This is a genomic window from Bordetella pseudohinzii, assembly GCF_000657795.2.
Taxonomy (GTDB): domain Bacteria; phylum Pseudomonadota; class Gammaproteobacteria; order Burkholderiales; family Burkholderiaceae_B; genus Bordetella; species Bordetella pseudohinzii.
Genome location: NZ_JHEP02000006.1, coordinates 76,939 through 99,935, shown reverse-complemented (window position 1 = coordinate 99,935; position 22,997 = coordinate 76,939). Strand labels below are relative to the sequence as shown.

Below are 22,997 nucleotides of genomic sequence, written 5' to 3'. Positions count from 1 at the left end.
CGTGGGTCCGGGTGAGTTTCAATGCCGCGCCGCATAGCGCAAGGCCGCCTCGTAACCGTTCGCTCCCAGGCCGCTGATAAGGCCGATGGCGATATCGGAGAGGTAGGAGTGATGCCGGAAGGTCTCGCGCTTATACAGGTTGGACAAATGTACTTCAATAAATGGGATCGCCACTCCGGCCAGCGCATCGCGCACGGCCACACTGGTATGCGTGTAGGCTGCCGCATTGATGATGATGAAGTCCGTACCGTCATGGGCGGCTGCCTGGATACGATCCACCAAGGCCCCTTCATGATTGCTCTGCCAGGCCGACAAGCTGACGCCGAGCTCCGCCGCCAAGGATTCGAGGCCCTCGTTGATCTGGGCAAGCGTGAGACTGCCGTAGATCTCGGGCTCCCGGGTTCCGAGGAGATTCAGATTCGGGCCATGCAATACCAGGATGCGTCGCGCCATTTGGCCTGCCAGTTGCTGGCAAAACAATCTATAAACCGCCTTTTTACGCCAATTCGAACTATTTGCGCAACTGGCTCAGGCGGAGAGGGCCAGAACGGTCTTTTCGAGCGCGGCCGGATCGATTTGGCCCAGGATCTTCTGGTTAATGCTGCCATCTGCGTTCAAAACCAGAGTAAACGGCAGGCCGCCAGCGGGGTTGCCCAGGCCGCGCAGCACGTCGATCGCCCCGGCGCCCATGACCAGCAAGGGATAGGAAACGGGCACTTTCTCGACGAATTTTCGCATATTGTCGGCAGTATCGACACCAATCCCGACAAAACGCACCTCGCCGGCCTTTTTGTGCATATCGTCAAGCTCGGGCATTTCTTTGACGCAAGGCGCGCACCAGGTCGCCCAGAAATTGATCACCATGGGCTGGCCGCGCCATTGCGCGAGCGCTTGCGGCTGGTCCCGCAGGTCCGGCAGCGACATGGCCAACAACGCCGCCAGCGGATCGCCGGCCGCCGGGGCGGCCGGCCGCCCCGAACGCTGGTAGAAATAGCCGCCGGCCGCCGCCACGATGGCGGCCACGCCCGCGGAAACGAAGAGACGTCGGTTCATGGCGCCCATCATATACCGTCCACGGCCGGCCGCGCCTGAGCCGGCCGCGCCTAAGCCGGCCGCGCCCTTCCCCTCTACAATGCCGGAAGGAGAACCCCATGCATCTACATATACTTGGCATTTGCGGCACCTTCATGGGCGGACTGGCGCTGATCGCGCGCGCGGCCGGCCATAAAGTGACGGGCTGCGATGCGGGCGTCTACCCGCCCATGAGCACTCAGCTGACCGAACAGGGCATCTCCCTCATAGAGGGTTTCGGAGCGGAGCAACTGGCCCTCAAGCCCGATCTGTTCGTGATCGGCAACGTCGTCAGCCGGGGCAATCCGCTGATGGAAGCCATCCTCAACAGCGGCGCCCGCTATATTTCGGGGCCGCAGTGGCTGGGAGACAGCATCCTGCCGCAGGCCCATGTGCTGGCCGTGGCCGGCACCCATGGCAAGACGACCACCAGCTCGATGCTGGCCTGGATACTGGAGCAGGCCGGCCTGAAGCCCAATTTCCTGATCGGCGGCGTCGCGCCGGACCTGAAGGTCTCGGCCCGCTACCAGCCCGACGTGCGCCCCTTCGTGATCGAGGCCGATGAATACGACACGGCCTTTTTCGACAAGCGCTCGAAATTCGTGCACTACCGTCCGCGCACGGCCATCCTGAATAACCTGGAATACGATCACGCCGACATCTTCCCCGATCTGGCGGCCATCGAGACCCAGTTCCACCACCTGGTGCGCACCATCCCCTCCGAGGGCTGCATCGTCCTGCCCACCCGCAGCGAGGCGCTGGAGCGCGTGCTGGCCCGGGGCAATTGGTCGCGGACGGTGCGCTTTGGCGCCGGCGGGACCTGGCAGGCCGGCCCGGCCGACGAAGAGGGCGCCTTCACGGTGTTGCGCGACGGCCACGACGTAGGCACGGTGCGCTGGACGCTGGGCGGCGAACACAATCGCATGAACGCCCTGGCGGCCCTGGCGGCCGCCGAGGACATCGGCGTGCCGGCGGCCGACGGCGTGGCGGCCCTGAGCCGCTTTGCCGGCGTGAAGCGGCGCATGGAAGTGCGCGGCACGGTCAACGGCGTGACGGTCTACGATGACTTCGCCCACCACCCGACCGCGATTGCGACCACCGTGGCCGGCCTGCGCCGCCAGGTCGGCGCGGCCCGCATCCTGGCCGTGCTGGAGCCGCGCTCGAACACCATGAAACTGGGCACCATGGCCGCCCGCCTGCCGCAGGCCCTGGCGGGCGCCGACCTGGTGTTCTGCTTCGGCGCCCACGAGGGCAAGCACGCCCTCGGATGGAACCCCGGCGAGGTGCTGGCGCCCTTGGGCGCGCGCGCCAGCAGCTACGATGACCTGGACGCCCTGGTCCGGGCCGTGAGCCAGGCCGCCCGCCCGGGCGATCACATCCTGGTCATGAGCAATGGCGGCTTTGGCGGCGTGCACGGCAAGCTGCTCGACGCCCTAGCCCGTCCCCATTAAGGCCGCCGCCATGCCTGACGCCAAGATCCTCTATCTGCACGGATTCCGCTCCTCGCCCGACTCGTTCAAGGCGCGGCTGATGGCCCAGGCCATGGCCGACCTGGGCCGGGAGCGCGACTGGGCCTGCCCGGCCCTGCCGGCCAGTCCGCGCGCGGCCGCCATCCTGGCGCGGGAGACGGCGCAGGCCCTGCTGGCCGGCGCGCCGCCGCGCCAGCTGACCGTCGTGGGCTCTTCGCTGGGGGGCTACTATGCCACCTGGCTGGCCGAAACGCTGGACTGCAAGGCGGTGCTGATCAACCCGGCCGTGAATGCGCCGCGCGACCTCGCCACCCAGGTGGGCGAACACACGATGTATCATTCTGCGGCGCCGTTCGTCTTTCTGCCCGAATATGTGCAGGAATTGCGCGAGCTGCATGTCCCCATCCTGACCCATCCGGAACGTTATTTCCTGCTCGCCGCCACCGGCGACGAAGTCCTGGACTGGCGCGAGATGTGCGAACGTTTCGAGGCTTGCCGGCAACGCATCATCCCGGGCAGCGACCACGGCGTATCCGACTTCGCGCAATGGATGCCGGAGGTGCTTGATTTTGCCCTGGGCGACCCCCACTGATTAAATTCCCGATATGCCAGGCCGCGGAGCGCCCCGGCCCGATGGACTGATATATGTACGTGTTTTACGAAGATGACGGCAGCTTCAAGGCCGGCAACATCCTGTCGGAGACTGACGCCAGCCTGCAGGTGGAGTCGGAGTCGGGCAAACGCAGCAAGATCAAGCGTGCCAACACGCTGTTCACCTTCGCCTCGCCCGAACCCGCCGCCCTGATGCGCGAGGCGGCCGCGCTGGCCGAGAGCATAGACCTGGCCTTTCTCTGGGAATGCGCGCCGCAGGAGGAATTCGACGCGCCCGCGTTGGCGGCGGAATATTTCGGCCACGCGCCCAGCGCGGTCGAACAGGCCGCCCTGCTGATGCGCCTGCATGGCGCGCCGGTCTACTTCCATCGGCGCGGCAAGGGCCGCTACCGCCCGGCGCCGCCCGACATCCTGCAGGCGGCCCTGGCCGCGCTCGAGAAGAAACAGCGCCAGGCCGAGCAGCAGGAGGCCTGGGTCGAGGACATGGCCCAGGGCAGGCTGCCCGAGGAAATCGGCCAGATGGCCGAAACCCTGCTGGTGCGCCCCGACAAGAACACCATGCAATGGAAGGCCCTGGACGCGGCCTGCGCGCGGCTGCAGAAAAGCCCCGAGCGGCTGCTGCTGGAGCTGGGCGCCTGGCCGCATGCCCTGGCCCTGCACAAGCGGCGTTTCATGGCGGTCAATTTCCCGCGCGGCGCGGGCTTTCCCGAGATCATCCTGCCCACGGTGGAGCGCGAGCTGCCGCTGGCCGACGCCGAGATCTATTCGGTCGACGATGTCACCACCACCGAGATCGACGACGCCCTGTCGGTGACCCGCCTGTCCGACGGCCGCGTGCGCGTGGGCATCCACGTCGCCGCCCCCGGGCTGTCGGTCACGCGCGGCAGCGACCTGGACAAGCTGGCGCGCCAGCGCCTGTCCACGGTCTATATGCCGGGCGACAAGATCCCCATGCAGCCGGACTCGGTCATCCAGACCTTTTCGCTGGACGCCGGCCGCGAAGTGCCCGCCCTCTCGCTCTATGTGACGGCCGACCCGGCCAGCGGCGAGATCATCGCCTCCGAGACCCGCATCGAACGCATCGTGGTGCGCGAGAACCTGCGCCACAACCAGCTCGACACCGAGGTGTCCGAGGCCGCCCTGGCCGATCCGGACGCCCCCCTGCCCTACGGCCATTGGCTGCGGCCCCTGTGGCAGCTGGCCCAGGCGCTGTCGGCGCGGCGCGACATCATCCGCGGCAAGCCGGAAAACAACTCCCGGGTGGAATACAGCTTCTACCTGGACGGCAACCCCGACGACCCCAACACCCCGGTGCGCCTGGTGCCGCGCCAGCGCAATGCGCCGCTGGACCGCATGGTGGCCGAATACATGATCCTGGCCAACAATCTGTGGGGCGGGCTGCTGCACCAGCATGGGGTGCCCGGCATCTACCGCTCGCAGCAGGCCGGCCGGGTGCGCATGAGCACCCAGGCCCTGCCGCACGAGGCCATCGGCGTGCCGCAGTACGCCTGGAGCACCTCGCCGCTGCGCCGCTACGTCGACCTGGTCAATCAATGGCAGCTGATCGCCGCCGTGGAGCATGGCGTCTCGGCCCGGCTGGTGGCGCCCTTCAAGCCCAAGGATGCCGATCTATTCGCCATCATCGGCGCCTTTGACGCGCAGTACGCCGCCTGGGCCGATTTCCAGAACGCCATGGAGCGCTACTGGTGCCTGCGCTGGCTGCGCCAGCAGAACATCAGCCGCAGCGTGGCCCACGTCCTGCGCGACGACCTGGTGCGCCTGGGCAATGCCCCCCTCGTGACCCGGGTGGGCGGCTTGCCCGAGCTGGAGCGCGGCGCGCCGGTCGAAATCGACATCATGGGCATGGACGAGCTGTCGCTCGAGCTGGACTGCCGCTACCTCGGCCCGGCCTAGCGCCGGCCTGGGCGAGGAGCGGACGGTTCCCCTAAAATGCTGTCGTGCACCGCTCCCTCCTCACCCCTCTCCAGGCGCCCGGCCAACGCTATCTGCCGATCGCCATCGCCATCTCGCTGCTGGTCCACGCGGGCCTGCTGGCCTGGCGCTTCACGGCGCCGCCGCTGCCGCGCGCGCCCCTCTCCAGCCTGGAGATCACACTGCTCAATGCGCATACCGACACGCCGCCGCCCCGCGCCCAGGTGCACGCCCAGGCCGCGGTGGACGGCGGCGGCAATGCCCGTTCGGGCGTGGCCAGCACGCCCATGCCGCGCACGGGCGAGTCGCCCGACACCATCGTGCTGCAGGCCATGCGCAAGCGCCAGGCCCAGCTCGAAGCCGAACAGACGCGCCTGCTGACCCAGCTCGAAGCCGAAGACCGGGCCGGCGCCGCGCGCGAGCCCGTGCACCCCTGGGATGAATCCCAGGCGCCGGGCGACAGCGTCGAGGACCAGGCCGGCATCGTGCAGAATGCCCAGGTCGCCACGCTGGCCAATCGCGTGCAGGCCTATAGCGCGCTGCCGCGCAAGACCTTCGTGGCGCCGGCCGCCCAGGCCTCGCCCTATGCCGCCTACCTGGACGCCTGGCGCACCCGCATCGAAACCATCGGCACCCAGCACTTCCCGGAAGAAGCGCGCGGACGCATCTACGGCACGCTGCGCATCACGGTCGGCATCCGCCGCGACGGCAGCCTGGCCGGCTTCGACATCGACCAGCCCTCGCCGCATGCCGTGCTCAACCAGGCCGCGCGGCGTATCGTGCAGATGGCCGCGCCCTTCGCCCCCTTCCCGCCCGAACTGGCCCGGGATACCGATGTGCTGGTCATCACGCGCACCTGGCATTTCGTCAACGATTCCCTGGAAACCTCCGCCCCATGACCCCCTCCCAGGTTCCCGCGCTGCAGCGCTACGCCGTCATCGGCAACCCCGTGGCGCACAGCCGCTCGCCGCAGATCCATGCGATGTTCGCCGAACAGACCCATATCGCCCTGGAATACGGGCGCCTGCCCGCGCCGCTGGACGGTTTCCGCGACACGGTCTGGAAGTTCTTCCTGGCCGGCGGCCGCGGCCTGAACGTCACGGTGCCCTTCAAGCAGGAAGCCTATGCGCTGGCGCATGACCATCTGTCGGCGCGCGCGCGCGTGGCCGGCGCGGTCAACACCCTGACCTGGCGCGACGGCATGCTGCATGGCTGCAACACCGACGGCGTGGGCCTGGTCGAAGACCTCAAGCGCCTGGGCGCCGCGCTGCAAGGCGCGCGCCTGCTGCTGGTGGGCGCCGGCGGCGCGGCGCGCGGCGTGCTGCAGCCGCTGGCCGAGACGGGCTGCGCCGAAATCCGCATCGTCAACCGCAACCCCGCGCGCGCGGCCGAGCTGGTCGCCGCCTGGCAGGCCAGCGGCATACACAGCAGCGCCCGCATGACCGCCGGGGGCCTGGCCGAGGCGGCCCGCAGCGGCGGCTGGAACGTCGTGATCAACGCCACCGCCAGCGGCCTGCTGGACGAGGCGCCGGCGCTGCCCGGGGAGCTGTATGCCCCCGATGCGCTGGCCTACGACATGGTCTACGGTCCCCGCCCCACGGCCTTCATGCGGCAGGCCACGGCCGACGGCGCGGCGCGCACCGCCGACGGACTGGGCATGCTGGTGGGCCAGGCGGCCGAGAGCTTTTTCATCTGGCACGGCAAGCGGCCCGATCCTTCCCCGGTGCTGACCGCGCTGCGCGCCGAGCTGCTGGCCGAGGACTAGGCGGCCCGCATGGCGCGCTCCCGTTCCTGGTTTCGCATCGTCACCGGCGCCATCATGGCGCTGCTGTGCCTGGTGCTCATCTATGAGCTGGCCATGTTCTCCATGGTGGTGTGGTACGCCTATCGCGATCCGGGCAGCAGCGCCATCATGCGCCAGGAACTCTCGCGCCTGCGCGAAACCGATCCCAAGGCCGAGCTGCGCTATACCTGGGTGCCCTACGATCGCATCAGCGCCTCGCTCAAGCGGGCCGTGGTGGCCTCCGAGGATGCCAATTTCACCGAGCACGACGGCGTCGAATGGGACGCCATACGCAAGGCCTGGGAATACAACCACGAGCAGCAGGCCCGGGGCCGCAGCAAAATGCGCGGCGGCTCGACCATCACCCAGCAATTGGCCAAGAACCTGTTCCTGTCCAGCTCGCGCAGCTATCTGCGCAAGGGACAGGAGCTGGTGCTTACCTATATGATCGAACACGTCATGCCCAAGGAGCGCATCCTGGAGCTCTACCTGAACGTGGCGGAATGGGGCGTGGGCGTATTCGGGGCCGAAGCGGCGGCGCGCCATTACTATGGCACGGGCGCGGCCAGCCTGGGAGCCGCGCAATCGGCCCGGCTGGCGGCCATGCTGCCCAATCCCCAGTACTACGACAAGCACCGGAACACCAGCTATCTCAATTCCCGCACGGCAACACTGTTGCGCCGGATGCGCATGGTGGACATTCCGTAACCCTTAACCGGCGGGACCGGTTCCATATTTGTTAAAGTTTTGTGTTTTACGCGCCCAGCGCCCTGAAGGTTTCTCGAGATTCATGCGTACAGCCCGCCGCTATCTGGCCCGCGAGATCTATCGCTCCTGCGCAGTGGTCCTTCTGGCCCTGCTGGGGCTGTTCACGTTCTTCGCCCTGGTCGATGACCTGGACAACGTGGGCGACAAATTCAGCATGCTGGCCCTGCTCTATATGCAGGCGCTGGCCCTGCCCACCCGCCTGTACGACCTGCTGCCCATCGGCCTGCTGATCGGCGCCATCCTGGCGCTGGCCGGCCTGGCGCAGCGCAATGAGCTGGTCATCCTGCGCGTGTCGGGCGTCAGCGGCATGCGGCTGATGCGCATGCTCTGGATCATCACCATCCCGCTGATGATAGGCGCGACCCTGCTCTCGGAGTACGTCACCCCCATCGCCGAGATCAAGAGCGGCGAAGCCGACCTCGTCTTCCGGGGCAAGGCCGGCGGCGGGCGCCTGAACAGCGGCTACTGGTTCAAGGAGCCGACGCGCGATGGCGGCACCCGCATCATCAATATCAAGACCCTGCTGGGCGACGGCCAGGTGCGCGACGTCACCCTGTACGAGTTCAAGCCCAACCAGCAGCTGGAGTCCCTGTCCACGGCCGCCACCGGCCAGTTCACCGAGGGCGACCTGGTCCTGACCGACGTGGTGCAGACGCGCATCGACGACAAGGCCGCCGAGGCCCTGGCCAACGCCAGGCCGCCCGCCACGCCGCCGGCCTCGGTGAACAAGCAGCCCAGCCTGCGCCTGGACACCACGCTCAGTGCCGAACGGCTGCTGGCCCGCGTGCTGACGCCCGAGCGCATGTCGGCCCTCACCCTGTTGGACTACATCGATTATCTGCACCACAACCAGCTGCAGGCCGATCGCCAGATCGTCGCCCTGTGGCGCAAGTTCGTCTATCCTTTCACCCTGCTGGTGATGATCACCATCGCCGCGCCGATCGCCTTCATGCAGACCCGCCGCGGCGGCGTCGGCGCCAAGGTCTTCATCGGCATCCTGATGGGCGTGGCCTTCTTCATGGTCAACCAGCTGGCCCTGAACGTCGGCATGCTCAGCCGCTGGCCGCCCTGGCTGACGGCCCTGGGCCCGAACGTCGCCGCCATGGTGCTCGCGCTCGGCGCGCTGGTCATGATGGAATACCGGCACGGGTTCACCCGTCACTCGCAACAACGCAAGGCTGCCTGACAGCAGCCCTTGCCTGGACCTCCTCAACGCGGAGATTAGCGTCGGCATGACGACTGGCAGCATCTGGATGATTGGCGATGTGCAGGGGTGCTGCACACCGCTGCAGCAATTATTGGCGCACCCCGATATCGCGTCCGACCCCGATTCGCGCTTCTGGTTTGCGGGCGATCTCGTCAACCGCGGCCCGGATTCGCTGGCGACCCTGAGGCGCATCATGGCGCTCGGCGACCGCGCCGTGGCCATCCTCGGCAACCACGACCTGCATCTGCTCGCCACGGCGGCGGGCGTGCGCAAGCCCTCGCGCTCGGACACGCTGGATGACATCCTGAATGCCCCGGACGCGGCGGAGCTGATCGACTGGCTGCGCCACCGGCCGCTGGCCCACTATGCGCACGAGCACCTGATGGTGCACGCGGGCGTGCTGGCCAAGTGGGATGTCAAGAAAACGCTGGCGCTGGCGGGCGAAGTGGAGGCCGCGCTGCGCGGCCCCAATTGGCAGAAAGCCCTGCAAAAGATGTATGGCAACGAGCCGGTCAACTGGAAGGAAGACCACAAGGGCGGCAAGCGCATGCGCGTCATCATCAACGCGCTCACGCGGATGCGCCTGTGCACGCCGGCCGGCCATATGGAATTCGCCACCAAGGTCGCCCCGGGCGCCTGGCCCAACGGCCTAGTGCCCTGGTTCGATGTGCCGCAGCGCGCCACGCGCGATGTGACCATTGTCTTTGGCCACTGGTCCACGCTGGGTCTGCTGATCCGGCCTCACCTGATCTGCCTGGACACGGGCTGCGTCTGGGGCGGCGCCCTGACCGCCATGCGGCTGCAGGACCGCAAGCTGGTGCAGATCAAGTGCAGCCAGTTCCAGGACCCGCTGTCCGAATAAGCCCTCAGAGCTGCGCCAGGATGGCCTCGCGCGCCAGGCGCGAGAGCTCCAGGCGCGTATAGGGCGTGCCGTCCTCGTGCAGGGTATGCACCGGCGGCAGGAACACCACTTCGACGGCCAGGCCGGTGGCGCCCAGCACGCGCCACAGATTGGCGACCAGCGTCTCCTCGCCGACAAAGGCCGCAAAGCCGCTGCGCTGGCCGTGATGCAGAAAGCGCAAGGCCACGGGCTGGATGTCCACGCCGGCGGCCCGGGCCGGCTCGAACAGGCTGGCATGGAAGGGCCGCAGCTCGAAGCCTTCGGTCGTCGTGCCCTCCGGAAACAGCCCCACGGCGTCGCCGCGCGCGAAACACTCGTGGATGGACTGCCCCATGGCATGCACGGCATGGCGCTGGCTGCGTTCGATGAACAGCGTCCCGGCGCCGGCGGCCAGCCAGCCGATCACCGGCCAGCCGCGGATCTCGCTCTTGGCGACGAAGGCGGTGGCGCGCACCGCATTGACCACGAAGATATCGATCCAGGAGACATGGTTGGCGGCCCAGAGGACGGCGCCCTTCAGGCGCGGCGCGCCCCGGATGATCAGGCTCACGCCGCACAGGCGCATCAGCCAGCGCGACCAGAAACGGTTGAGCGCCGCGCGCTGCCCGTTGGACAGGCATCGGTAGACCACGCTGACACAGAACAGCCCGAACAGCAGCCAGGGCAGCACCAGCATGGCCCGCAGGATAAAGCGCAAGAGCTTCAAGCCGGCATCTCCCAGAGTATGTTCCCGCCGATCAAGGTGGCGTGGACACGGCCGGGCAGCATCATACCCGCGAACGGCGTCTGCGCGCTGCCGCTGTGCATCCGCGCCACCAGGCGCTCTTCGTCCAGGTCCGCCAGGCAAAGATCGGCCGGCGCGCCCGGCGCCAGGCTGGGCGCGGGCAGGCCGAGCACGCGGGCCGGGCCCAGCGTGACGCAGGCCAGCGCCCGCGCGGGGGCCAGGCCGCGCGCGCGGGCCCATTTGAGCGCCAGCGGCAGCAGCAGTTCCACGCCGCTGGCGCCAGGCGCCGTCTGCGCGAAAGGCCCGGCCTTCTCGGCCGCGCCCAGGGGACGATGGTCGGAGCACAGGGCGTCCAGCGTGCCGTCGGCCAGGGCCTGGGCGATGGCCTCGCGGTCGCGCTGGCCGCGCAAGGGCGGGCGCAGATGGCAGCGGCTGTCATAGAAACCGATGTCCAGGTCCGTCAGGTGCAGATGATGGATGGACGCATCGGCCGTCACGGGCAGGCCTTCGGCGCGCGCGGCCCGCAGCAAGGCGATCCCGGCGGCGCTGGACAGCCGGCACAGATGCAGGCGCGCCCCGGTGGCGCGCTGCAAGGTGAACAAGGTATGCAAGGCCAGGACTTCGGCCTGCTCCGGAATGCCCGGCAGGCCCAGCCGGGTCGCGTAGGCGCCGGCCGCCATCACCCCGCCCGCGGCCAGCCCGGCATCCTCGGGACGCAGCCACAGGGTGGCGCCGAGGTCGGCCGCGTATTGCATGGCGCGCCACAGCAGGGCGCTGCCCGGCAAGGGCGCATCGCCCTGGGCAATGCCGGCGCAGCCTTCGTCCAGCAAACCGGCCATGGCCGACAGCCGGCCCGACGCATCCAGCATGGGGCCCAGGCGCAGCCCCCGGGGCATGTCCGGGCCCCGCGGGACATCGCCGGGCAGCGCCAGGCGGACCACGCCGCCGGACAGGGCCGCGCGGCCTTCCCGCCGCGGGTCCGCGCCCAGCCGCGCCGCCAGATCGGTCAAGCCCGGCAAGACCGCCAGGCCGCCGGCCTCGATCACGCGCTCGGCCTGGAAACCGGCCGGCGCCTGGCCGCGGGCGACGATGCGCCCTTCGGCCAGAAAGAGATCCGCGACCTCGTCGCGTCCGTCGAGCGGATCGAGATTGCGGGCCGCGCGGATATGGATTCTCATGGCGCCCCCGCGGCAAGCTGGCGGAATACCGCCATCGATACGGCCTGCAGGCGCCGGCTATCCGGCGGCCCGAGCCGCAGCACGCCGGGCGCGCCCGCCCCCAGCGTCCAGCGGCGCGCATAGTCTTCGGCCGACGGCAGCAGCGGCAGCGCCGCCTCGCCCAGGCCGAGATCCACCACGACATCGGCGCCATCGACGGCCTCGTCCAGGGATTCGCAGGCGCGCACACCCAATTGCGGCAGGCCTTCGGGAAGCAAGGCCCGAGGGCCGGCGGCGCGCAGTTCGGGCGCGCCCAGCGTGGTCAAGGCGTGCGCCAGCGAGCGGCCGCGCCCCGAATGCGCGAAATCGCCGATGAACGCCACCCGCAACGCCGTGAAGCCGCCCTTGGCCTGGCGGATCGCCTGCAGATCGGCCAGGGCGGTCAAGGGCCGCGCATGCCAGCCATCGCCGGCGTTGAGCACGCGAGGCAGGCGGGCCGCCAGCGCATGGGCCGCCCCGCTGGCATGGTGGCGCAGCACATGGATATCGGCCTGGCTGACGGCCGGCGGCGCGGACAGCCGGCGCGTGGCCGCGCCCAGGGCGAGCGCCGCCTGCTCCAGGGCCTGGATGGCGGCGCCGTCCGGACCGATCAGGCAGACTTCGCGGCCGGCCAGCGCGGCGCCGCCGCCGTGCGAGTCCAGCAAGGACTCCAGCAAGCGCTTGGACAGGCCTTCGGTGGACAGGAAATGCAGCAGCTCGCCGCGCGGGCTCAATTGCGGATTGAACATACGCTTCAGGGCAGACGGTCGAGATAGCGCTGCAGGATGATGGCCGCCGCCATGGCGTCGTCGGGCGCATGGCTGCCCAGCTGCGCCTGGGCCTCCATGCTGGATCCGCGCTCATCGACCAGCTCCACGTCCAGGCCGAAGCGGCCATGCAGCTGATTGGCAAAGCGCCGGCAGCGCTGGGTGGCGGGCTGCTCGCCGCCATCGGCGGCCAGGGCCAGGCCCACCACCACGCGCTGGGGCTGCCATTCCTGGAGCAACTGCCCGATACGGCCGAAGCGTTCGTCGCGGCGCTCGGAGAAGATGATCTCCAGCGGCCGCGCCTGGCGGGTCAGCGTATTGCCGATCGCGATGCCGATTTTCTTTTCGCCGAAATCAAAGGCCAGCAGGGTTTCCTCAGGCATGGCCGGCTTCGCCGGCCAGCATCGCCGGATCGATTCCCAGGAGCTTCATGGCGGCGGGATAACGGTCTTCGGCCGGCACCTCGAAGATGACGGCGGGATCGGCGGCGACATTGAGCCAGGCGTTCTGGCTCATTTCGCTCTCCAGTTGGCCGGCGCCCCAGCCGGCATAGCCCAGGGTCACGAGCATGCGCGCCGGGCCATTGCCGTCGGCCACCGCCTGCAGCACATCGCGCGAGGTGGTCAGGGCCAGTTCGCCCAGCTTGATGCTGGAGCTGTAGTCGCCGGCCGGCGCGTGCAGCACAAAGCCGCGGTCGGTTTGCACCGGACCGCCGAAAAAGACTTTTTCGTCGCCGACCGGGCCGATCTCCAGCTTGAGGTCGATGCGCTCGAACAGCGAGGCCAGCGTGAGATCGGTGGGCCGGTTGATGACCAGCCCCAGGGCGCCGCGGGCGGTATGCTCGCAGATGTAGATCACGGTGCCGGCCAGGTTTTCGTCGACCATGCCGGGCATGGCCATCAGGAACTGATTGGAAAAATCAGTGGGCAACGCGCCCGCGTCGGCCTCGGAATGCGGAATGTCGGTCATGGCGGTCTCCAAAACCTGTGAGGGGCGGCCAGCCAGGCCGCCTGATAGGCCGAGGACCGGATCAGATTTCCATCAGCTCGAAGTCTTCCTTGCGGGCGCCGCATTCGGGACAGACCCAGTTGGGGGGCACATCCTCCCAACGGGTGCCCGGGGCGATACCCTCGTCCGGCAGACCGGCCTCTTCATCATAGACCCAGCCACAGATAAGACACATCCAAGTACGCATAGTTCTCTCTAGTTCCCATGGCGCCCCACCCCCCTCCGGGGGCAAAGCGCGAATCGCATCCATTAGAATGGGCATATCTTACCGAAACCCCGTCAGGATGCCGTCTGATGCAGAGCAAAGAAAGCATCCCTCCCCGTGCCGCCCAGCCCTCCGTGACCGCTGTTACTCCCCCTCTCGTACTGATTCTGGGTCCCCTGGATCCCACCGGCGCCGATGGCCTGCCGGCCGATGCCGTGACCTGCGCGCAATTGGGCTGTCATGGCCTGGCATCCGTCACCGCATTGACGGTGCAGGACACCGCCGGCATCGAGGACATCCACCCCGTGTCGCCCGATCTGCTCGACGACCAGGCGCGCTGCCTGCTCGAAGACATGCCGGTGCAGGCGATCAAGGTGGGCGGCATGTTCTCGCCCGAGATCGCCAGCGTGGTCGCCCAGCTGGCCGCCGACTACAGCCAGGTGCCGCTGGTGCTGCACCTGGGGCCGCGCGCGCCCACGCCGCAGGACGCGGTCGAACAGGATGACGCCGAGGAACTGCTGGCCGCCACGCTGGAACTCGTGCTGCCCCAGACGGATCTGGTGGTGGTCGAGCATATGCGCCTGGCGCAATGGCAGTCCGATGGCAGTATCGACACCTCGGGCTCGCCCTCGCCCGCCCATGCCCTGCTGGCCGGCGGCGCCCAATGGGCCCTGGTGCTGGGCAGCCCGCTGCGCCCGGGCCACGCGGCCAATGTGCTGGTGGGCCAGGACGGCAGCAGTTTCACCTGGGCCTGGCAGGCGCCGCCGGCCCGCAGCGGCGACACCGGCGGCCTGTTGGCCGCGGCCGCCGCCGCCCTGCTGGCCGCCGGCCGCGAGATGCCCGCCGCGGTCGAACAGGCCCTGGCGCATGCCGAGCAAGGCCTGGCCGCCAGCTTCACGGCCGGCATGGGCCGTCCGCTTCCCAACCGCCTGCCCCGGCCATGACCCAGACCCGCTTCCCCATCGGCCTGTATGGCGTGACGCCCGAATGGGATGACACGGCGCGCCTGCTGGACGCCGTGCGCCAGGCCGCCGCCGGCGGCATGCGCGCCCTGCAGCTGCGCCGCAAGCAGCTCTCGCGCGCGCAACGCCTGGCGCAGGCGCGCGAACTCGCCCCGCTGTGCCGCGAACTGGGCGTGGTCTTCCTGGTCAACGACGATTGGCGGACCGCCCTGGAAGCGGGCGCCGACGGCGCCCACCTGGGGCGCGACGATGCCTCGCTGGCCGAGGTGCGCGCCGCCGCTCCCGGCCTGATCCTCGGCGTGTCCTGCTATGCGGACCTGGCGCGCGCGCGCGAGCTGCTGGCCCAGGGCGCCGACTACATCGCCTTCGGCGCGGTCTTCCCCTCGTCCACCAAGCCGCAGGCCGTGCGCGCGCCGCTCGCCCTGCTGGCCGAGGCGGCCGCCCTGGCGCGCGGCCAGGCCGCGCCGCGGCCGGCCGTGGTGGCCATCGGCGGCATCACGCCGGCCAATGCCGGGCAGGTCGCCGCCGCCGGCGCCGACAGCATCGCCGTCATCACCGGCCTCTTCGAGGCCCCCGACATCCGCGCCGCGGCCCAGGCCTGCGCCGCGCCCTTCCCTTCTTTCCAAGCCTAGAGAGCCATGTCCCGAAACGCTGAACTCTTCGAACGCGCCTGCCGCAGCATTCCCGGCGGCGTCAATTCGCCCGTGCGTGCTTTCCGTTCGGTGGGCGGCACCCCGCGCTTCATCAAGCGCGCGCTGGGTCCGCACATCTGGGACGCCGAAGGCAAGCAGTACATCGACTACATCGGCTCCTGGGGTCCGGCCATCCTGGGCCATGCCCATCCCGAAGTGGTGCGCGCCGTGCAGGACGCCGCCACCGGCGGCCTGTCCTTCGGCGCGCCGACCGAGGCCGAGATCGAACTGGCCGAGCTGCTGATCGAGCGCCTGCCCTCCATGGAACAGGTGCGCCTGGTCAGCTCCGGCACCGAGGCCACCATGACGGCCATCCGCCTGGCCAGGGGCGCGACCGGCCGCAACAAGATCATCAAATTCGAGGGCTGCTATCACGGCCACTCCGACAGCCTGCTGGTCAAGGCCGGCTCGGGCCTGCTGACCCTGGGCAATCCCAGTTCGGCCGGGGTGCCGCCGGAGTTCGTCTCCCACACCATCACTCTGGACTACAACAACCTGCCCGCGGTGCAGACGGCCTTCGCCGAGCACGGCGCCGACATCGCCTGCGTGATCGTCGAGCCGGTCGCCGGCAACATGAACCTCATCAAGCCGGCCGCCGGCTTTCTCGAAGGCCTGCGCGAGCTGTGCACCCGCCACGGCAGCGTGCTGATCTTCGACGAGGTCATGACGGGCTTTCGCGTCGGCCCCCAGGGCGTGCAGGGCCTCACGGGCATCAAGCCCGACCTGACGACGCTGGCCAAGGTCATCGGCGGCGGCATGCCGGTGGGCGCCTTCGGCGGCAGCGCCGAGCTGATGCGCCACATCGCCCCCCTGGGCGGCGTCTACCAGGCCGGCACCCTGTCGGGCAATCCGGTGGCCGTGGCCGCCGGCCTGGCCACCATGCGCCTGATCGGCCAGCCCGGCTTCTACGAAGACCTGTCGGCCCGCACCCAGCGCCTCGCCCTGGGCCTGGCCGAACGCGCCCGCGCCGCCGGCCTGCCTTTCAGCGCCGACGCCATCGGCGGCATGTTCGGCCTGTACTTCATGCCGCGCGTGCCCACCACCTTCGCCGAAGTCTCCACCGCCGACACCGGGGCCTTCAAGCGCTTCTTCCATGCCATGCTGGACCGCGGCGTGCACTTCGCGCCCTCGGCCTTCGAAGCCGGCTTTGTCTCGGCCGCGCATGACGACGCCACGCTGCAGGCCACCCTCGATCACGCCGAGGAGGTCTTCAAGCTGCTGCGGCAGCCGGCCTGACCGCGCCCGCGCACGCCCGCCCGCGCCCCCGCAAACCGCGGGGGCGTTTTTTTTTGTCTGGAATCAGTGACATAGCCTGGGGAAACCCGTAAGAAAAAGAACTCCCTCGGCCGCCTAAATATCGCTTAATATGTCTCGGTATTTCTAGTTATTACTTAGCGATAGAGCGCTCATCCCCCCAAGCGCCGGGTCAGGAGCCAGCGCCACAGAGGGAAAAGCATGCCGCCTGTCGAAGAAGCGTTCCGGCTTGTGCTGGACGAGAACACCTGCGCCCTGATCGCCAGCTACACCCCCGAAGGAGAGGAAGGCGAGCCGCCATCCTGGGAGACGCTGGCCGCCGCCGTCCAGGCCCAGGGCTGGGGAACGGACGTGCTGGACCAGACCAGCGCGGTGAACTTCATCGAAGCCTGCCGCGAGGCCGGCGAACCCGTGCTGGCCTCCGTGGGCGAAGTGCGCGACGGCGGCTTTGAGCTGGAGATCTCGCCCGACCGCATGGCGGTGGTGCTGTCGGTCAGTCCGCCGCGCGGCGGCCGCCGCGTCGCGCTGGCCGATGTGCAGGCCCAGCTGATCGAGGTCGGCGTGGTCTATGGCGTGCGCGACGACGCCATCCTGAGCGCGGTCTCCGACCGGCGCACCAACACGGCCATCATCGCCCAGGGCACCCCGCCCACCCTGGGCACGCCCGCCAGTTTCGAAAGCCTGCTGGATGCGCTGAAGATCCGCCAGCAGGAGGACGACGACAATGCCGTGGTCGATTACCGCGAACTGGGCAACCTGACCCTGGTGGCGCCCGGCACGCCGCTCATGCGCCGCATCCCGGCGGTGCAGGGCAAGCCCGGCCTGAACGTGCTGGGCGAAGCCGTGCCGCCCGCGCACGTGGTGGACACGCCCTTTGCCAGCAACCTGACCGGCGTGGCCGTCGACGAGCACGATCCCTGTCTGTTGCGCGCCGCCAGCGCCGGCTCGCCCATGGTCGTGCCCCAGGGCGTGCTGGTGAACTCGCTGGTGGAGGTGGACCGCGTGGACCTGTCCACGGGCAATATCAATTTCGACGGCACGCTCAAGGTGCGCGGCGACATCACCGCCGGCATGGAAGTCCGCGTCTCCGGCGATGTGGTGGTCAGCGGCACCATCGAGGCCGCCCATGTGCATGCCGGCGGCAATATCAGCGTCAACGGCGGCATCATCGGCATGGCCGAACTCAAGCAGACCGGGGCGCGCGGAATGGCCAACCCCTCGCAACCCGCCCAGACCCGCACCGCGCAGATCACCGCGGGCGGCTCGGTCAAGGCGCGCTTCATCGAAAATGCGGTGGTCAACGCCGACAAGAATATCGCCGCCGAACGCGAAGTCCGCCAGAGCCGTCTCTATGCCGGCGAAAGCGTGACGGTCGGCCCGCCCAAGTCCAACCAGGGGGCGATCACCGGCGGCGAGGTCCATGCCACCAAATCGGTCAATGCCGGCACCATCGGATCGCTGGCGGCCGTGCCGACCCTGATCTGCGTGGGCCTGCATCCGCACGCCGAGGCCAAGCGCGCCGCGCTGCTGCAACGCCGCAACAGCCTGCAGGACGAGAAGGGCAAGCTGGAGAAACTCATCGTCTTCCTGCACAACAACCCGAGCCGCAATGTCAACGGCATGAGCGACCGGGCGCGGGCGACGCACGCGCGCGTGGCCAGCGACCTGAACCTGCTGCAGGCCGAAGAAGAGCGCCTGGACGAGCAGCTGCAACCCCAGGACAATGCCACTATCGTGGCGCTCAAGCGCTTCCATGGCGGCGTCACCCTGCGGGTCAGCGGCAAGGTGCTGGACATCATTGAGGAGCAGCCCGCCGGGCGGGCCGTGCTCGATGCCGAGGCCGGCCAGGCGGTGATCCGCTGACGGCCGCGGCGCGGGCTCAGCCCGCCACCACCGCCGTCACCTCGATCTCCACCTTGGCGCGGTCCTCCACCAGGTCGGCCACTTCCACGGCGGTCATGGCCGGAAAATAACGGCCTATCACTTCGCGGTAATGCCGGCCGATCTCGGGATAGGCGGCGACGTATTCCTGCTTGCTCTTGACATACCAGGTCATGCGCGCGATGTGCTGCGGACCCGCGCCGCCTTCCTTCAGGATGGCGACGATGTTCTCCAGCGTCTGGCGCACCTGCAGCGCGAAATCATCGGTCTCGAATTGCTGCTGGCCGTTCCAGCCGATCTGCCCGCCCACGAAAAGCAGGCGCGAGCCGGCCGTCATCTCGGTCATCATGCCGTTGGAATAGCCACGCGGCGCCAGCCAGTCCGGCGGTTGCAAAATCTTCATAGCGTTCTCATCCTTTTGTATTAAGCCCGCGCCGGCAGCAGGAAGTCCTGCATGCGCGCGCGCAAATCATCGGGCAGCGCCGTGGCGCGCATCCCGGCCAGATCGACCGTGACAATGGTCACGACCGCGACCAGCCGGACCTGCCCGTCCTCCCCCTCGAACCGCACTTCGGCCTGGAAAGACGCGCCGCCGATGCGCCGCAGCTCCAGCACCTGCCGCAGCCGCTCCCGCCAGCGGCTGGGACGCTTGAAATCGCATTGCACCGAAGCGGTGGGCGTGCCGATGCCGCGTTCGGTGTGCAGGGTATGGAAAGACAGCCCCAGGCCCTTGTCGAACCATTCTTCGACAAAGTCATTGATCATCTCGAAATAGCGCGGGTAGAACACGATGCCGGCCGGGTCGCAATGCCGGAAACGGACCTCCACTTCGCTGACGAAGGGCTGGGCCATCAGCGTCCTCCCGACGCCAGCTGGCGCAGCACGAAGCGCTGCAGCTTGCCGGTCTCGGTGCGCGGCAGGGTCGCCACGAACTTGACCACGCGCGGATACTTGTAGGGCGCGATGCTTTCCTTGACATAGGTCTGCAGCGCGGCGGCCAGCTGCGGCGCCGGCTCGAAGCCGGGCTTGAGCACGACATAGGCCGCCACCACCTGGCCGCGCTCTTCATCGGGCATGCCGACCACGCCGCACTCGGCCACCGCCTCATGGCGCAAGAGCGCGTCCTCGACCTCGGGTCCAGCGATGTTGTAGCCGGCCGAGATGATCATATCGTCGTTGCGGGCCTGGTAATACAGATAGCCGTCGGCATCCTGCACAAAGGTGTCGCCGGGCAGGTTCCAGCCTTGCTGCACGAATTTCGCCTGGCGCGGATCGGCCAGATAGCGGCAGCCGGTGGGCCCCTTGACGGCCAGGCGCCCGGGCGTGCCGTGGGGCACGGGCCGCATGTCGTCGTCGACCACCCGGGCGACATAGCCCGGCACCACCTTGCCGATGGCGCCGCGGCGCACCGACTCGGGCGGGCTGGACACAAAGACGTGGATCATCTCGGTGCCGCCGATGCCGTCTATCATCTCGATGCCGGTGGACTGCTTCCAGAGCTGGCGCGTCGCATCCGGCAAGGCTTCGCCCGCCGACACGCTTTTCTTCAGGCTGTCCAGGCGGAAGCGGCCGGCCATGGGCGCCATCTGCCGGTAAAAGGTCGGCGCCGTGAAGACGATGGTGGCCCGGAAATCCTGGATCAGCTGCAGCAGGGACTCGGGCGTGAGCTTTTCGGCCAGCACGGTGCTGGCGCCCACCCTCAGGGGAAAACACAACAGGCCGCCCAGGCCGAAGGTGAAGGCCAAGGGCGGCGTGCCGCAGAAGACGTCGTCCGGGCCGGGCTTGATCACATGGCGCGGAAACAGATCGCACATGGCCAGCACATCGCGGTGGAAATGCATGCAGCCCTTGGGCGCGCCGGTGGTGCCGCTGGTGAAGGCGATCAGGCAGACATCGTCGGCCGAGGTATCGCAGGCCTCGAAGTCGTCCGGCTTGTCCGCGGCCAGCCGGTCCAGCGAGCCGGGCCCGTCATCGTTGAACAGCATGATCTGCCCGAGCGTGGGGCAGAAATACTGGCCATCGCCGTCCTGGCAGTCCAGGGCCTCGTCCTTCAGGCGCACATCGCAGAGCATGGCCTGCACCTCGGCCTTGTCGATGATCTGCTTGAGCTCCTTGGCGCGCAGCAGCGGCATGGTCGGCACGGTCACCAGGCCGGCCTTGATGGCGCCCAGCCAGGCCGCCGCCATCATGGGATTGTTGGGGCCGCGCAGCAGGATGCGATTGCCCGGCGCCAGCTTCATGTCCTCGACGAGCACGCGGGCGATGCGATTGCTCAAGGCCTGCAGGCCGGCATAGCTCATGCTGCCCTGCCCGCCCCGGTCGGGCCAGCGCAGCGCGATGCGCTCCCCGCCGCCCTGGCGCACCATGGCGTCGACCAGTTCGACGGCGCAGTTCAGCCGCGCCGGGTAGGCGGTATCGGGCCCGTCCAGCAGCAGCTCGGGCCACTGCCCGGCGGGCGGCAGGTTGTCGCGGGCGAAAGTGTCCCTGTGCGCGGATGCTTCCATGGTGTTCCCCTGTCGCTATAGGTGATCAGTTTTTCAACAATTCCCGGGCAATGATCAACTTCTGCACTTCGGTGGCGCCTTCGTAGATACGCAGCGCTCTGATTTCTCGATACAGCTTCTCGACCGGCTGGCCGCTCACCACGCCGGCGCCGCCGAACATCTGCAGGGCGCGGTCTATCACCTGCTGGGCGGACTCGGTGGCCGCCATCTTGGCCATGGCGGCCTCGCGCGTGCTGCGCTCGCGCTTGACATCGCGCGTCCAGGCGGCGCGATAGGTCAGCAACGCGGCGCTGTCGATCGCGCAGGCCATATCGCCCAGCGCGGCCTGCGTCAGCTGCAGATCGGCCAGCGTCTGGCCGAACATGCGCCGCGTACGCGCGCGCGCCAGGCCCTCGTCCAGGGCGCGACGGGCAAAGCCCAGGGCGGCGGCCGCCACGGAGGCGCGGAAGATGTCCAGCGTCATCATGGCCAGCTTGAAGCCCTGCCCGGCCTCGCCCAGGCGCTGGCTGGCCGGAATGCGGCATGCTTCAAAGGACAAGGTGGCCAGGGGATGGGGCGCCATCAGGTCGATGCGCTCGGCAATGCGCAGGCCCGGCGTATCCGCGTCGACCACGAAGGCGCTGATGCCGCGCGCGCCCGGCGCCTCGCCCGTGCGGGCGAAGACGCAATAGAAATCGGCGATGCCGCCGTTGGAGATCCAGGTCTTGCTGCCGTCCAGCACATAGCTGTCGCCGTCCAGGCGCGCCGAGCACTGCATGGCGGCCACATCCGAACCGGCCTCGGGCTCGGAGAGCGCGAAGGCGGCGATGGCCTCGCCGCGCGCCACGCGCGGCAGATAGCGCGCGCGCAGCTCGGGCGAGCCCATCAGGGAAATCGCGCCGCTGCCCAGGCCCTGCATGGCCAGCGCGAAGTCGGCCAGGCCTTCATGGCGGGCCAGGGTCTCGCGCAGAATGCACACGGCGCGCGAATCGATTTCCGGCAGCTTGCCGCCCCAGATCCCGTCGGGCCCGACGGGCACGCAATAGCGCAGCCAGCCGCCCTTGCCCAGCGCTGCCACCAGCTGGCGGCAGGCCGCGTCCGTATCGTGATGGTCGATGCGGGGCAGCTCGCGCGCGCACCAGTCCTCCAGCTCGCGGGCGAGTTCGCCATGCCAGGGCTCGAAAAACGGCCAATCCAGCCAGGAAACATCATGCATGGCTCAGTCTCCTTCGAACACCGGCTTGCGCTTATCCACGAAAGCGTCGTAGGCGCGGCGGAAATCGCGTGTCTGCATGCAGATAGCCTGCGCTTCGGCCTCGGCCTCGATGGCCTCGTCCAGGCCCATATTCCACTCCTGATGCAGGAGTTTCTTGGTCATGCCATGGGCGAAGGTCGGGCCGGCCGCCACCTGGGCGGCCAGCTGCGCGGCCGCGCCGGCCAGCTCGGCCGATTCGTGCAGGGCATTGAAAAATCCCCAGGCCAGTCCTTCTTCGGCGCTCATGGCGCGGCCGGTGTAGAGCAGTTCGGAGGCCCGGCCCTGGCCGATGGTGCGCGGCAGCAGCGTGCAGGCGCCCATGTCGGCGCCAGCCAGTCCCACGCGGGTGAACAGAAAGGCCGTGCGCGCCGCCGGCGTGCCAAGACGCATATCCGAGGCCAGGGCCATCATGGCGCCGGCGCCGGCGCACACGCCATCGACCGCCGCCACGATGGGCTGCGGGCAGGCGCGCATGGCCTTGACCAGATCGCCGGTCATGCGCGTGAAATCCAGCAGCTCGGGCATGCTCATGCGCGTGAGCGGCCCGATGATTTCGTGCACGTCGCCGCCCGAGCAGAAATTGCCGCCCGCGCCGGTGATCAGCACCACCTTGATATCGGTGGCATACACCAGGCCGCGGAACAGATCGCGCAGCTCGGCATAGGAGTCGAAGGTCAGCGGATTCTTGCGCTCGGGCCGGTTCAGCGTGATGGTGGCCACCTTGCCGTCGGCGCTCGTCTCCCACAGGAAATGCCGCGGCCGGTAGCCGGCCCAGGGCTGTTTGTGATGCTTCATGCTGTGCGTTTCCTGACTCATGCTGTCTCCTT

Annotated in this window: 25 protein-coding genes; 12 read left to right on the top strand and 13 right to left on the bottom strand. The window is 68.8% G+C overall.

Annotated features, from left to right (window positions below):
- Nucleotides 1-18 precede the first annotated feature (18 nt).
- Nucleotides 19-453 carry a type II 3-dehydroquinate dehydratase gene (gene aroQ, locus L540_RS09730; RefSeq protein WP_043209895.1) on the bottom strand — a complete coding sequence of 145 codons (435 nt, stop codon included), beginning with the start codon at nucleotides 451-453 and terminating at the stop codon, nucleotides 19-21.
- A 75-nt stretch (nucleotides 454-528) separates the two neighbouring features.
- The gene (locus L540_RS09725; RefSeq protein ID WP_043211004.1) at nucleotides 529-1,053 is read right to left on the bottom strand and encodes a TlpA family protein disulfide reductase; all 525 of its coding nucleotides are present in this window, start codon (nucleotides 1,051-1,053) and stop codon (nucleotides 529-531) included.
- A gap of 98 nt (nucleotides 1,054-1,151) precedes the next feature.
- Between L540_RS09725 and mpl the strand changes: the two genes are divergently transcribed.
- The 8 genes from mpl to L540_RS09685 all read left to right on the top strand — a co-directional run bounded on the left by mpl (nucleotide 1,152) and on the right by L540_RS09685 (nucleotide 9,704).
- Complete coding sequence (gene mpl / locus L540_RS09720) at nucleotides 1,152-2,522, top strand: UDP-N-acetylmuramate:L-alanyl-gamma-D-glutamyl-meso-diaminopimelate ligase (protein ID WP_043209896.1); 1,371 nt, start codon at nucleotides 1,152-1,154, stop codon at nucleotides 2,520-2,522.
- A 10-nt stretch (nucleotides 2,523-2,532) separates the two neighbouring features.
- Nucleotides 2,533-3,132, top strand: coding sequence for a YqiA/YcfP family alpha/beta fold hydrolase (locus L540_RS09715; protein WP_043209900.1), 600 nt, complete (start codon nucleotides 2,533-2,535; stop codon nucleotides 3,130-3,132).
- A gap of 53 nt (nucleotides 3,133-3,185) precedes the next feature.
- On the top strand, nucleotides 3,186-5,066 hold the full coding sequence (locus tag L540_RS09710; RefSeq protein ID WP_043209903.1) for an RNB domain-containing ribonuclease: 1,881 nt from the start codon (nucleotides 3,186-3,188) through the stop codon (nucleotides 5,064-5,066).
- Nucleotides 5,067-5,110: 44 nt separating this feature from the next.
- Nucleotides 5,111-5,983: an energy transducer TonB family protein gene (locus L540_RS09705; protein ID WP_043209904.1), complete on the top strand. Its 873-nt coding sequence runs from the start codon at nucleotides 5,111-5,113 to the stop codon at nucleotides 5,981-5,983.
- The gene (gene aroE / locus L540_RS09700; protein WP_043209906.1) at nucleotides 5,980-6,849 is read left to right on the top strand and encodes a shikimate dehydrogenase; all 870 of its coding nucleotides are present in this window, start codon (nucleotides 5,980-5,982) and stop codon (nucleotides 6,847-6,849) included. The genes L540_RS09705 and aroE overlap by 4 nt, the downstream gene beginning before the upstream one ends.
- A gap of 9 nt (nucleotides 6,850-6,858) precedes the next feature.
- Nucleotides 6,859-7,575 (top strand): monofunctional biosynthetic peptidoglycan transglycosylase, encoded by a 717-nt coding sequence (mtgA, locus tag L540_RS09695; RefSeq protein WP_043209908.1) that lies wholly within the window; start codon nucleotides 6,859-6,861, stop codon nucleotides 7,573-7,575.
- Nucleotides 7,576-7,657: 82 nt separating this feature from the next.
- The gene (gene lptG, locus L540_RS09690; RefSeq protein ID WP_043209910.1) at nucleotides 7,658-8,821 is read left to right on the top strand and encodes an LPS export ABC transporter permease LptG; all 1,164 of its coding nucleotides are present in this window, start codon (nucleotides 7,658-7,660) and stop codon (nucleotides 8,819-8,821) included.
- 46 nt (nucleotides 8,822-8,867) lie between these two features.
- On the top strand, nucleotides 8,868-9,704 hold the full coding sequence (locus L540_RS09685) for a symmetrical bis(5'-nucleosyl)-tetraphosphatase (RefSeq protein ID WP_043209912.1): 837 nt from the start codon (nucleotides 8,868-8,870) through the stop codon (nucleotides 9,702-9,704).
- A 4-nt stretch (nucleotides 9,705-9,708) separates the two neighbouring features.
- On the opposite strand, the gene L540_RS09680 is transcribed toward L540_RS09685, so the two are convergent.
- The 6 genes from L540_RS09680 to L540_RS09655 form a co-directional block, all read right to left on the bottom strand.
- Nucleotides 9,709-10,449, bottom strand: coding sequence for a lysophospholipid acyltransferase family protein (locus L540_RS09680; RefSeq protein WP_043209914.1), 741 nt, complete (start codon nucleotides 10,447-10,449; stop codon nucleotides 9,709-9,711).
- Nucleotides 10,446-11,645, bottom strand: coding sequence for an amidohydrolase family protein (locus tag L540_RS09675; RefSeq protein WP_043209916.1), 1,200 nt, complete (start codon nucleotides 11,643-11,645; stop codon nucleotides 10,446-10,448). Before L540_RS09675 ends, L540_RS09680 begins: the two co-directional genes overlap by 4 nt.
- Nucleotides 11,642-12,412 carry an aspartate carbamoyltransferase gene (locus L540_RS21530; protein WP_082149598.1) on the bottom strand — a complete coding sequence of 257 codons (771 nt, stop codon included), beginning with the start codon at nucleotides 12,410-12,412 and terminating at the stop codon, nucleotides 11,642-11,644. The genes L540_RS09675 and L540_RS21530 overlap by 4 nt, the downstream gene beginning before the upstream one ends.
- Before the next feature lie 5 nt (nucleotides 12,413-12,417).
- On the bottom strand, nucleotides 12,418-12,813 hold the full coding sequence (gene ruvX / locus L540_RS09665) for a Holliday junction resolvase RuvX (RefSeq protein ID WP_043209918.1): 396 nt from the start codon (nucleotides 12,811-12,813) through the stop codon (nucleotides 12,418-12,420).
- A complete protein-coding gene (locus L540_RS09660) occupies nucleotides 12,806-13,399 on the bottom strand; it encodes a YqgE/AlgH family protein (RefSeq protein WP_043209921.1) in 594 nt (197 codons plus the stop codon). Before L540_RS09660 ends, ruvX begins: the two co-directional genes overlap by 8 nt.
- Before the next feature lie 61 nt (nucleotides 13,400-13,460).
- Entirely contained in the window at nucleotides 13,461-13,625 is a 165-nt protein-coding gene (locus tag L540_RS09655) for a rubredoxin (RefSeq protein WP_003814980.1), read from the bottom strand.
- A 107-nt stretch (nucleotides 13,626-13,732) separates the two neighbouring features.
- Here L540_RS09655 and thiD point away from each other — a divergent pair, with 107 nt between their 5' ends.
- The 4 genes from thiD (at nucleotide 13,733) to L540_RS09635 (ending at nucleotide 18,414) form a co-directional block, all read left to right on the top strand.
- On the top strand, nucleotides 13,733-14,587 hold the full coding sequence (gene thiD, locus L540_RS09650) for a bifunctional hydroxymethylpyrimidine kinase/phosphomethylpyrimidine kinase (RefSeq protein ID WP_109842531.1): 855 nt from the start codon (nucleotides 13,733-13,735) through the stop codon (nucleotides 14,585-14,587).
- The gene (thiE, locus tag L540_RS09645; protein WP_043209924.1) at nucleotides 14,584-15,237 is read left to right on the top strand and encodes a thiamine phosphate synthase; all 654 of its coding nucleotides are present in this window, start codon (nucleotides 14,584-14,586) and stop codon (nucleotides 15,235-15,237) included. The genes thiD and thiE overlap by 4 nt, the downstream gene beginning before the upstream one ends.
- Nucleotides 15,238-15,243: 6 nt before the next feature.
- Nucleotides 15,244-16,533, top strand: coding sequence for a glutamate-1-semialdehyde 2,1-aminomutase (hemL, locus tag L540_RS09640; protein ID WP_043209927.1), 1,290 nt, complete (start codon nucleotides 15,244-15,246; stop codon nucleotides 16,531-16,533).
- Nucleotides 16,534-16,752: 219 nt separating this feature from the next.
- A complete protein-coding gene (locus tag L540_RS09635; protein ID WP_043209929.1) occupies nucleotides 16,753-18,414 on the top strand; it encodes a DUF342 domain-containing protein in 1,662 nt (553 codons plus the stop codon).
- 16 nt (nucleotides 18,415-18,430) lie between these two features.
- Here L540_RS09635 and L540_RS09630 read toward each other — a convergent pair whose 3' ends face one another.
- Genes L540_RS09630 through L540_RS09610 form a run of 5 tightly spaced genes read right to left on the bottom strand, consistent with a single transcriptional unit; the run spans nucleotide 18,431 to nucleotide 22,986 of the window.
- On the bottom strand, nucleotides 18,431-18,835 hold the full coding sequence (locus L540_RS09630; RefSeq protein ID WP_043209931.1) for a RidA family protein: 405 nt from the start codon (nucleotides 18,833-18,835) through the stop codon (nucleotides 18,431-18,433).
- 20 nt (nucleotides 18,836-18,855) lie between these two features.
- The gene (locus tag L540_RS09625; RefSeq protein ID WP_043209933.1) at nucleotides 18,856-19,284 is read right to left on the bottom strand and encodes an acyl-CoA thioesterase; all 429 of its coding nucleotides are present in this window, start codon (nucleotides 19,282-19,284) and stop codon (nucleotides 18,856-18,858) included.
- Nucleotides 19,284-20,936 carry an AMP-binding protein gene (locus L540_RS09620; RefSeq protein ID WP_043209936.1) on the bottom strand — a complete coding sequence of 551 codons (1,653 nt, stop codon included), beginning with the start codon at nucleotides 20,934-20,936 and terminating at the stop codon, nucleotides 19,284-19,286. Before L540_RS09620 ends, L540_RS09625 begins: the two co-directional genes overlap by 1 nt.
- Nucleotides 20,937-20,961: 25 nt before the next feature.
- Nucleotides 20,962-22,131, bottom strand: a complete 1,170-nt coding sequence (locus tag L540_RS09615; RefSeq protein ID WP_043209938.1) for an acyl-CoA dehydrogenase family protein — start codon at nucleotides 22,129-22,131, stop codon at nucleotides 20,962-20,964.
- 3 nt (nucleotides 22,132-22,134) lie between these two features.
- Complete coding sequence (locus L540_RS09610) at nucleotides 22,135-22,986, bottom strand: enoyl-CoA hydratase family protein (protein ID WP_043209940.1); 852 nt, start codon at nucleotides 22,984-22,986, stop codon at nucleotides 22,135-22,137.
- Nucleotides 22,987-22,997: the final 11 nt, after the last annotated feature.

What these genes read in the sequence shown, in the direction of transcription:
- mtgA (WP_043209908.1), top strand. Translation starts at nt 6,859, where the DNA reads ATGGCGCGCTCCCGTTCCTGGTTTCGCATCGTCACCGGCGCCATCATG.
- L540_RS09655 (WP_003814980.1), bottom strand. Translation starts at nt 13,625, where the DNA reads ATGCGTACTTGGATGTGTCTTATCTGTGGCTGGGTCTATGATGAAGAG.
- L540_RS21530 (WP_082149598.1), bottom strand. Translation starts at nt 12,412, where the DNA reads ATGTTCAATCCGCAATTGAGCCCGCGCGGCGAGCTGCTGCATTTCCTG.
- L540_RS09630 (WP_043209931.1), bottom strand. Translation starts at nt 18,835, where the DNA reads ATGAAGATTTTGCAACCGCCGGACTGGCTGGCGCCGCGTGGCTATTCC.
- thiE (WP_043209924.1), top strand. Translation starts at nt 14,584, where the DNA reads ATGACCCAGACCCGCTTCCCCATCGGCCTGTATGGCGTGACGCCCGAA.
- L540_RS09725 (WP_043211004.1), bottom strand. Translation starts at nt 1,053, where the DNA reads ATGAACCGACGTCTCTTCGTTTCCGCGGGCGTGGCCGCCATCGTGGCG.
- L540_RS09615 (WP_043209938.1), bottom strand. Translation starts at nt 22,131, where the DNA reads ATGCATGATGTTTCCTGGCTGGATTGGCCGTTTTTCGAGCCCTGGCAT.
- aroQ (WP_043209895.1), bottom strand. Translation starts at nt 453, where the DNA reads ATGGCGCGACGCATCCTGGTATTGCATGGCCCGAATCTGAATCTCCTC.
- L540_RS09620 (WP_043209936.1), bottom strand. Translation starts at nt 20,936, where the DNA reads ATGGAAGCATCCGCGCACAGGGACACTTTCGCCCGCGACAACCTGCCG.
- L540_RS09715 (WP_043209900.1), top strand. Translation starts at nt 2,533, where the DNA reads ATGCCTGACGCCAAGATCCTCTATCTGCACGGATTCCGCTCCTCGCCC.
- lptG (WP_043209910.1), top strand. Translation starts at nt 7,658, where the DNA reads ATGCGTACAGCCCGCCGCTATCTGGCCCGCGAGATCTATCGCTCCTGC.
- L540_RS09635 (WP_043209929.1), top strand. Translation starts at nt 16,753, where the DNA reads ATGCCGCCTGTCGAAGAAGCGTTCCGGCTTGTGCTGGACGAGAACACC.
- L540_RS09660 (WP_043209921.1), bottom strand. Translation starts at nt 13,399, where the DNA reads ATGACCGACATTCCGCATTCCGAGGCCGACGCGGGCGCGTTGCCCACT.
- L540_RS09685 (WP_043209912.1), top strand. Translation starts at nt 8,868, where the DNA reads ATGACGACTGGCAGCATCTGGATGATTGGCGATGTGCAGGGGTGCTGC.
- hemL (WP_043209927.1), top strand. Translation starts at nt 15,244, where the DNA reads ATGTCCCGAAACGCTGAACTCTTCGAACGCGCCTGCCGCAGCATTCCC.
- L540_RS09625 (WP_043209933.1), bottom strand. Translation starts at nt 19,284, where the DNA reads ATGGCCCAGCCCTTCGTCAGCGAAGTGGAGGTCCGTTTCCGGCATTGC.
- ruvX (WP_043209918.1), bottom strand. Translation starts at nt 12,813, where the DNA reads ATGCCTGAGGAAACCCTGCTGGCCTTTGATTTCGGCGAAAAGAAAATC.
- L540_RS09675 (WP_043209916.1), bottom strand. Translation starts at nt 11,645, where the DNA reads ATGAGAATCCATATCCGCGCGGCCCGCAATCTCGATCCGCTCGACGGA.
- aroE (WP_043209906.1), top strand. Translation starts at nt 5,980, where the DNA reads ATGACCCCCTCCCAGGTTCCCGCGCTGCAGCGCTACGCCGTCATCGGC.
- L540_RS09710 (WP_043209903.1), top strand. Translation starts at nt 3,186, where the DNA reads ATGTACGTGTTTTACGAAGATGACGGCAGCTTCAAGGCCGGCAACATC.
- L540_RS09610 (WP_043209940.1), bottom strand. Translation starts at nt 22,986, where the DNA reads ATGAGTCAGGAAACGCACAGCATGAAGCATCACAAACAGCCCTGGGCC.
- mpl (WP_043209896.1), top strand. Translation starts at nt 1,152, where the DNA reads ATGCATCTACATATACTTGGCATTTGCGGCACCTTCATGGGCGGACTG.
- thiD (WP_109842531.1), top strand. Translation starts at nt 13,733, where the DNA reads ATGCAGAGCAAAGAAAGCATCCCTCCCCGTGCCGCCCAGCCCTCCGTG.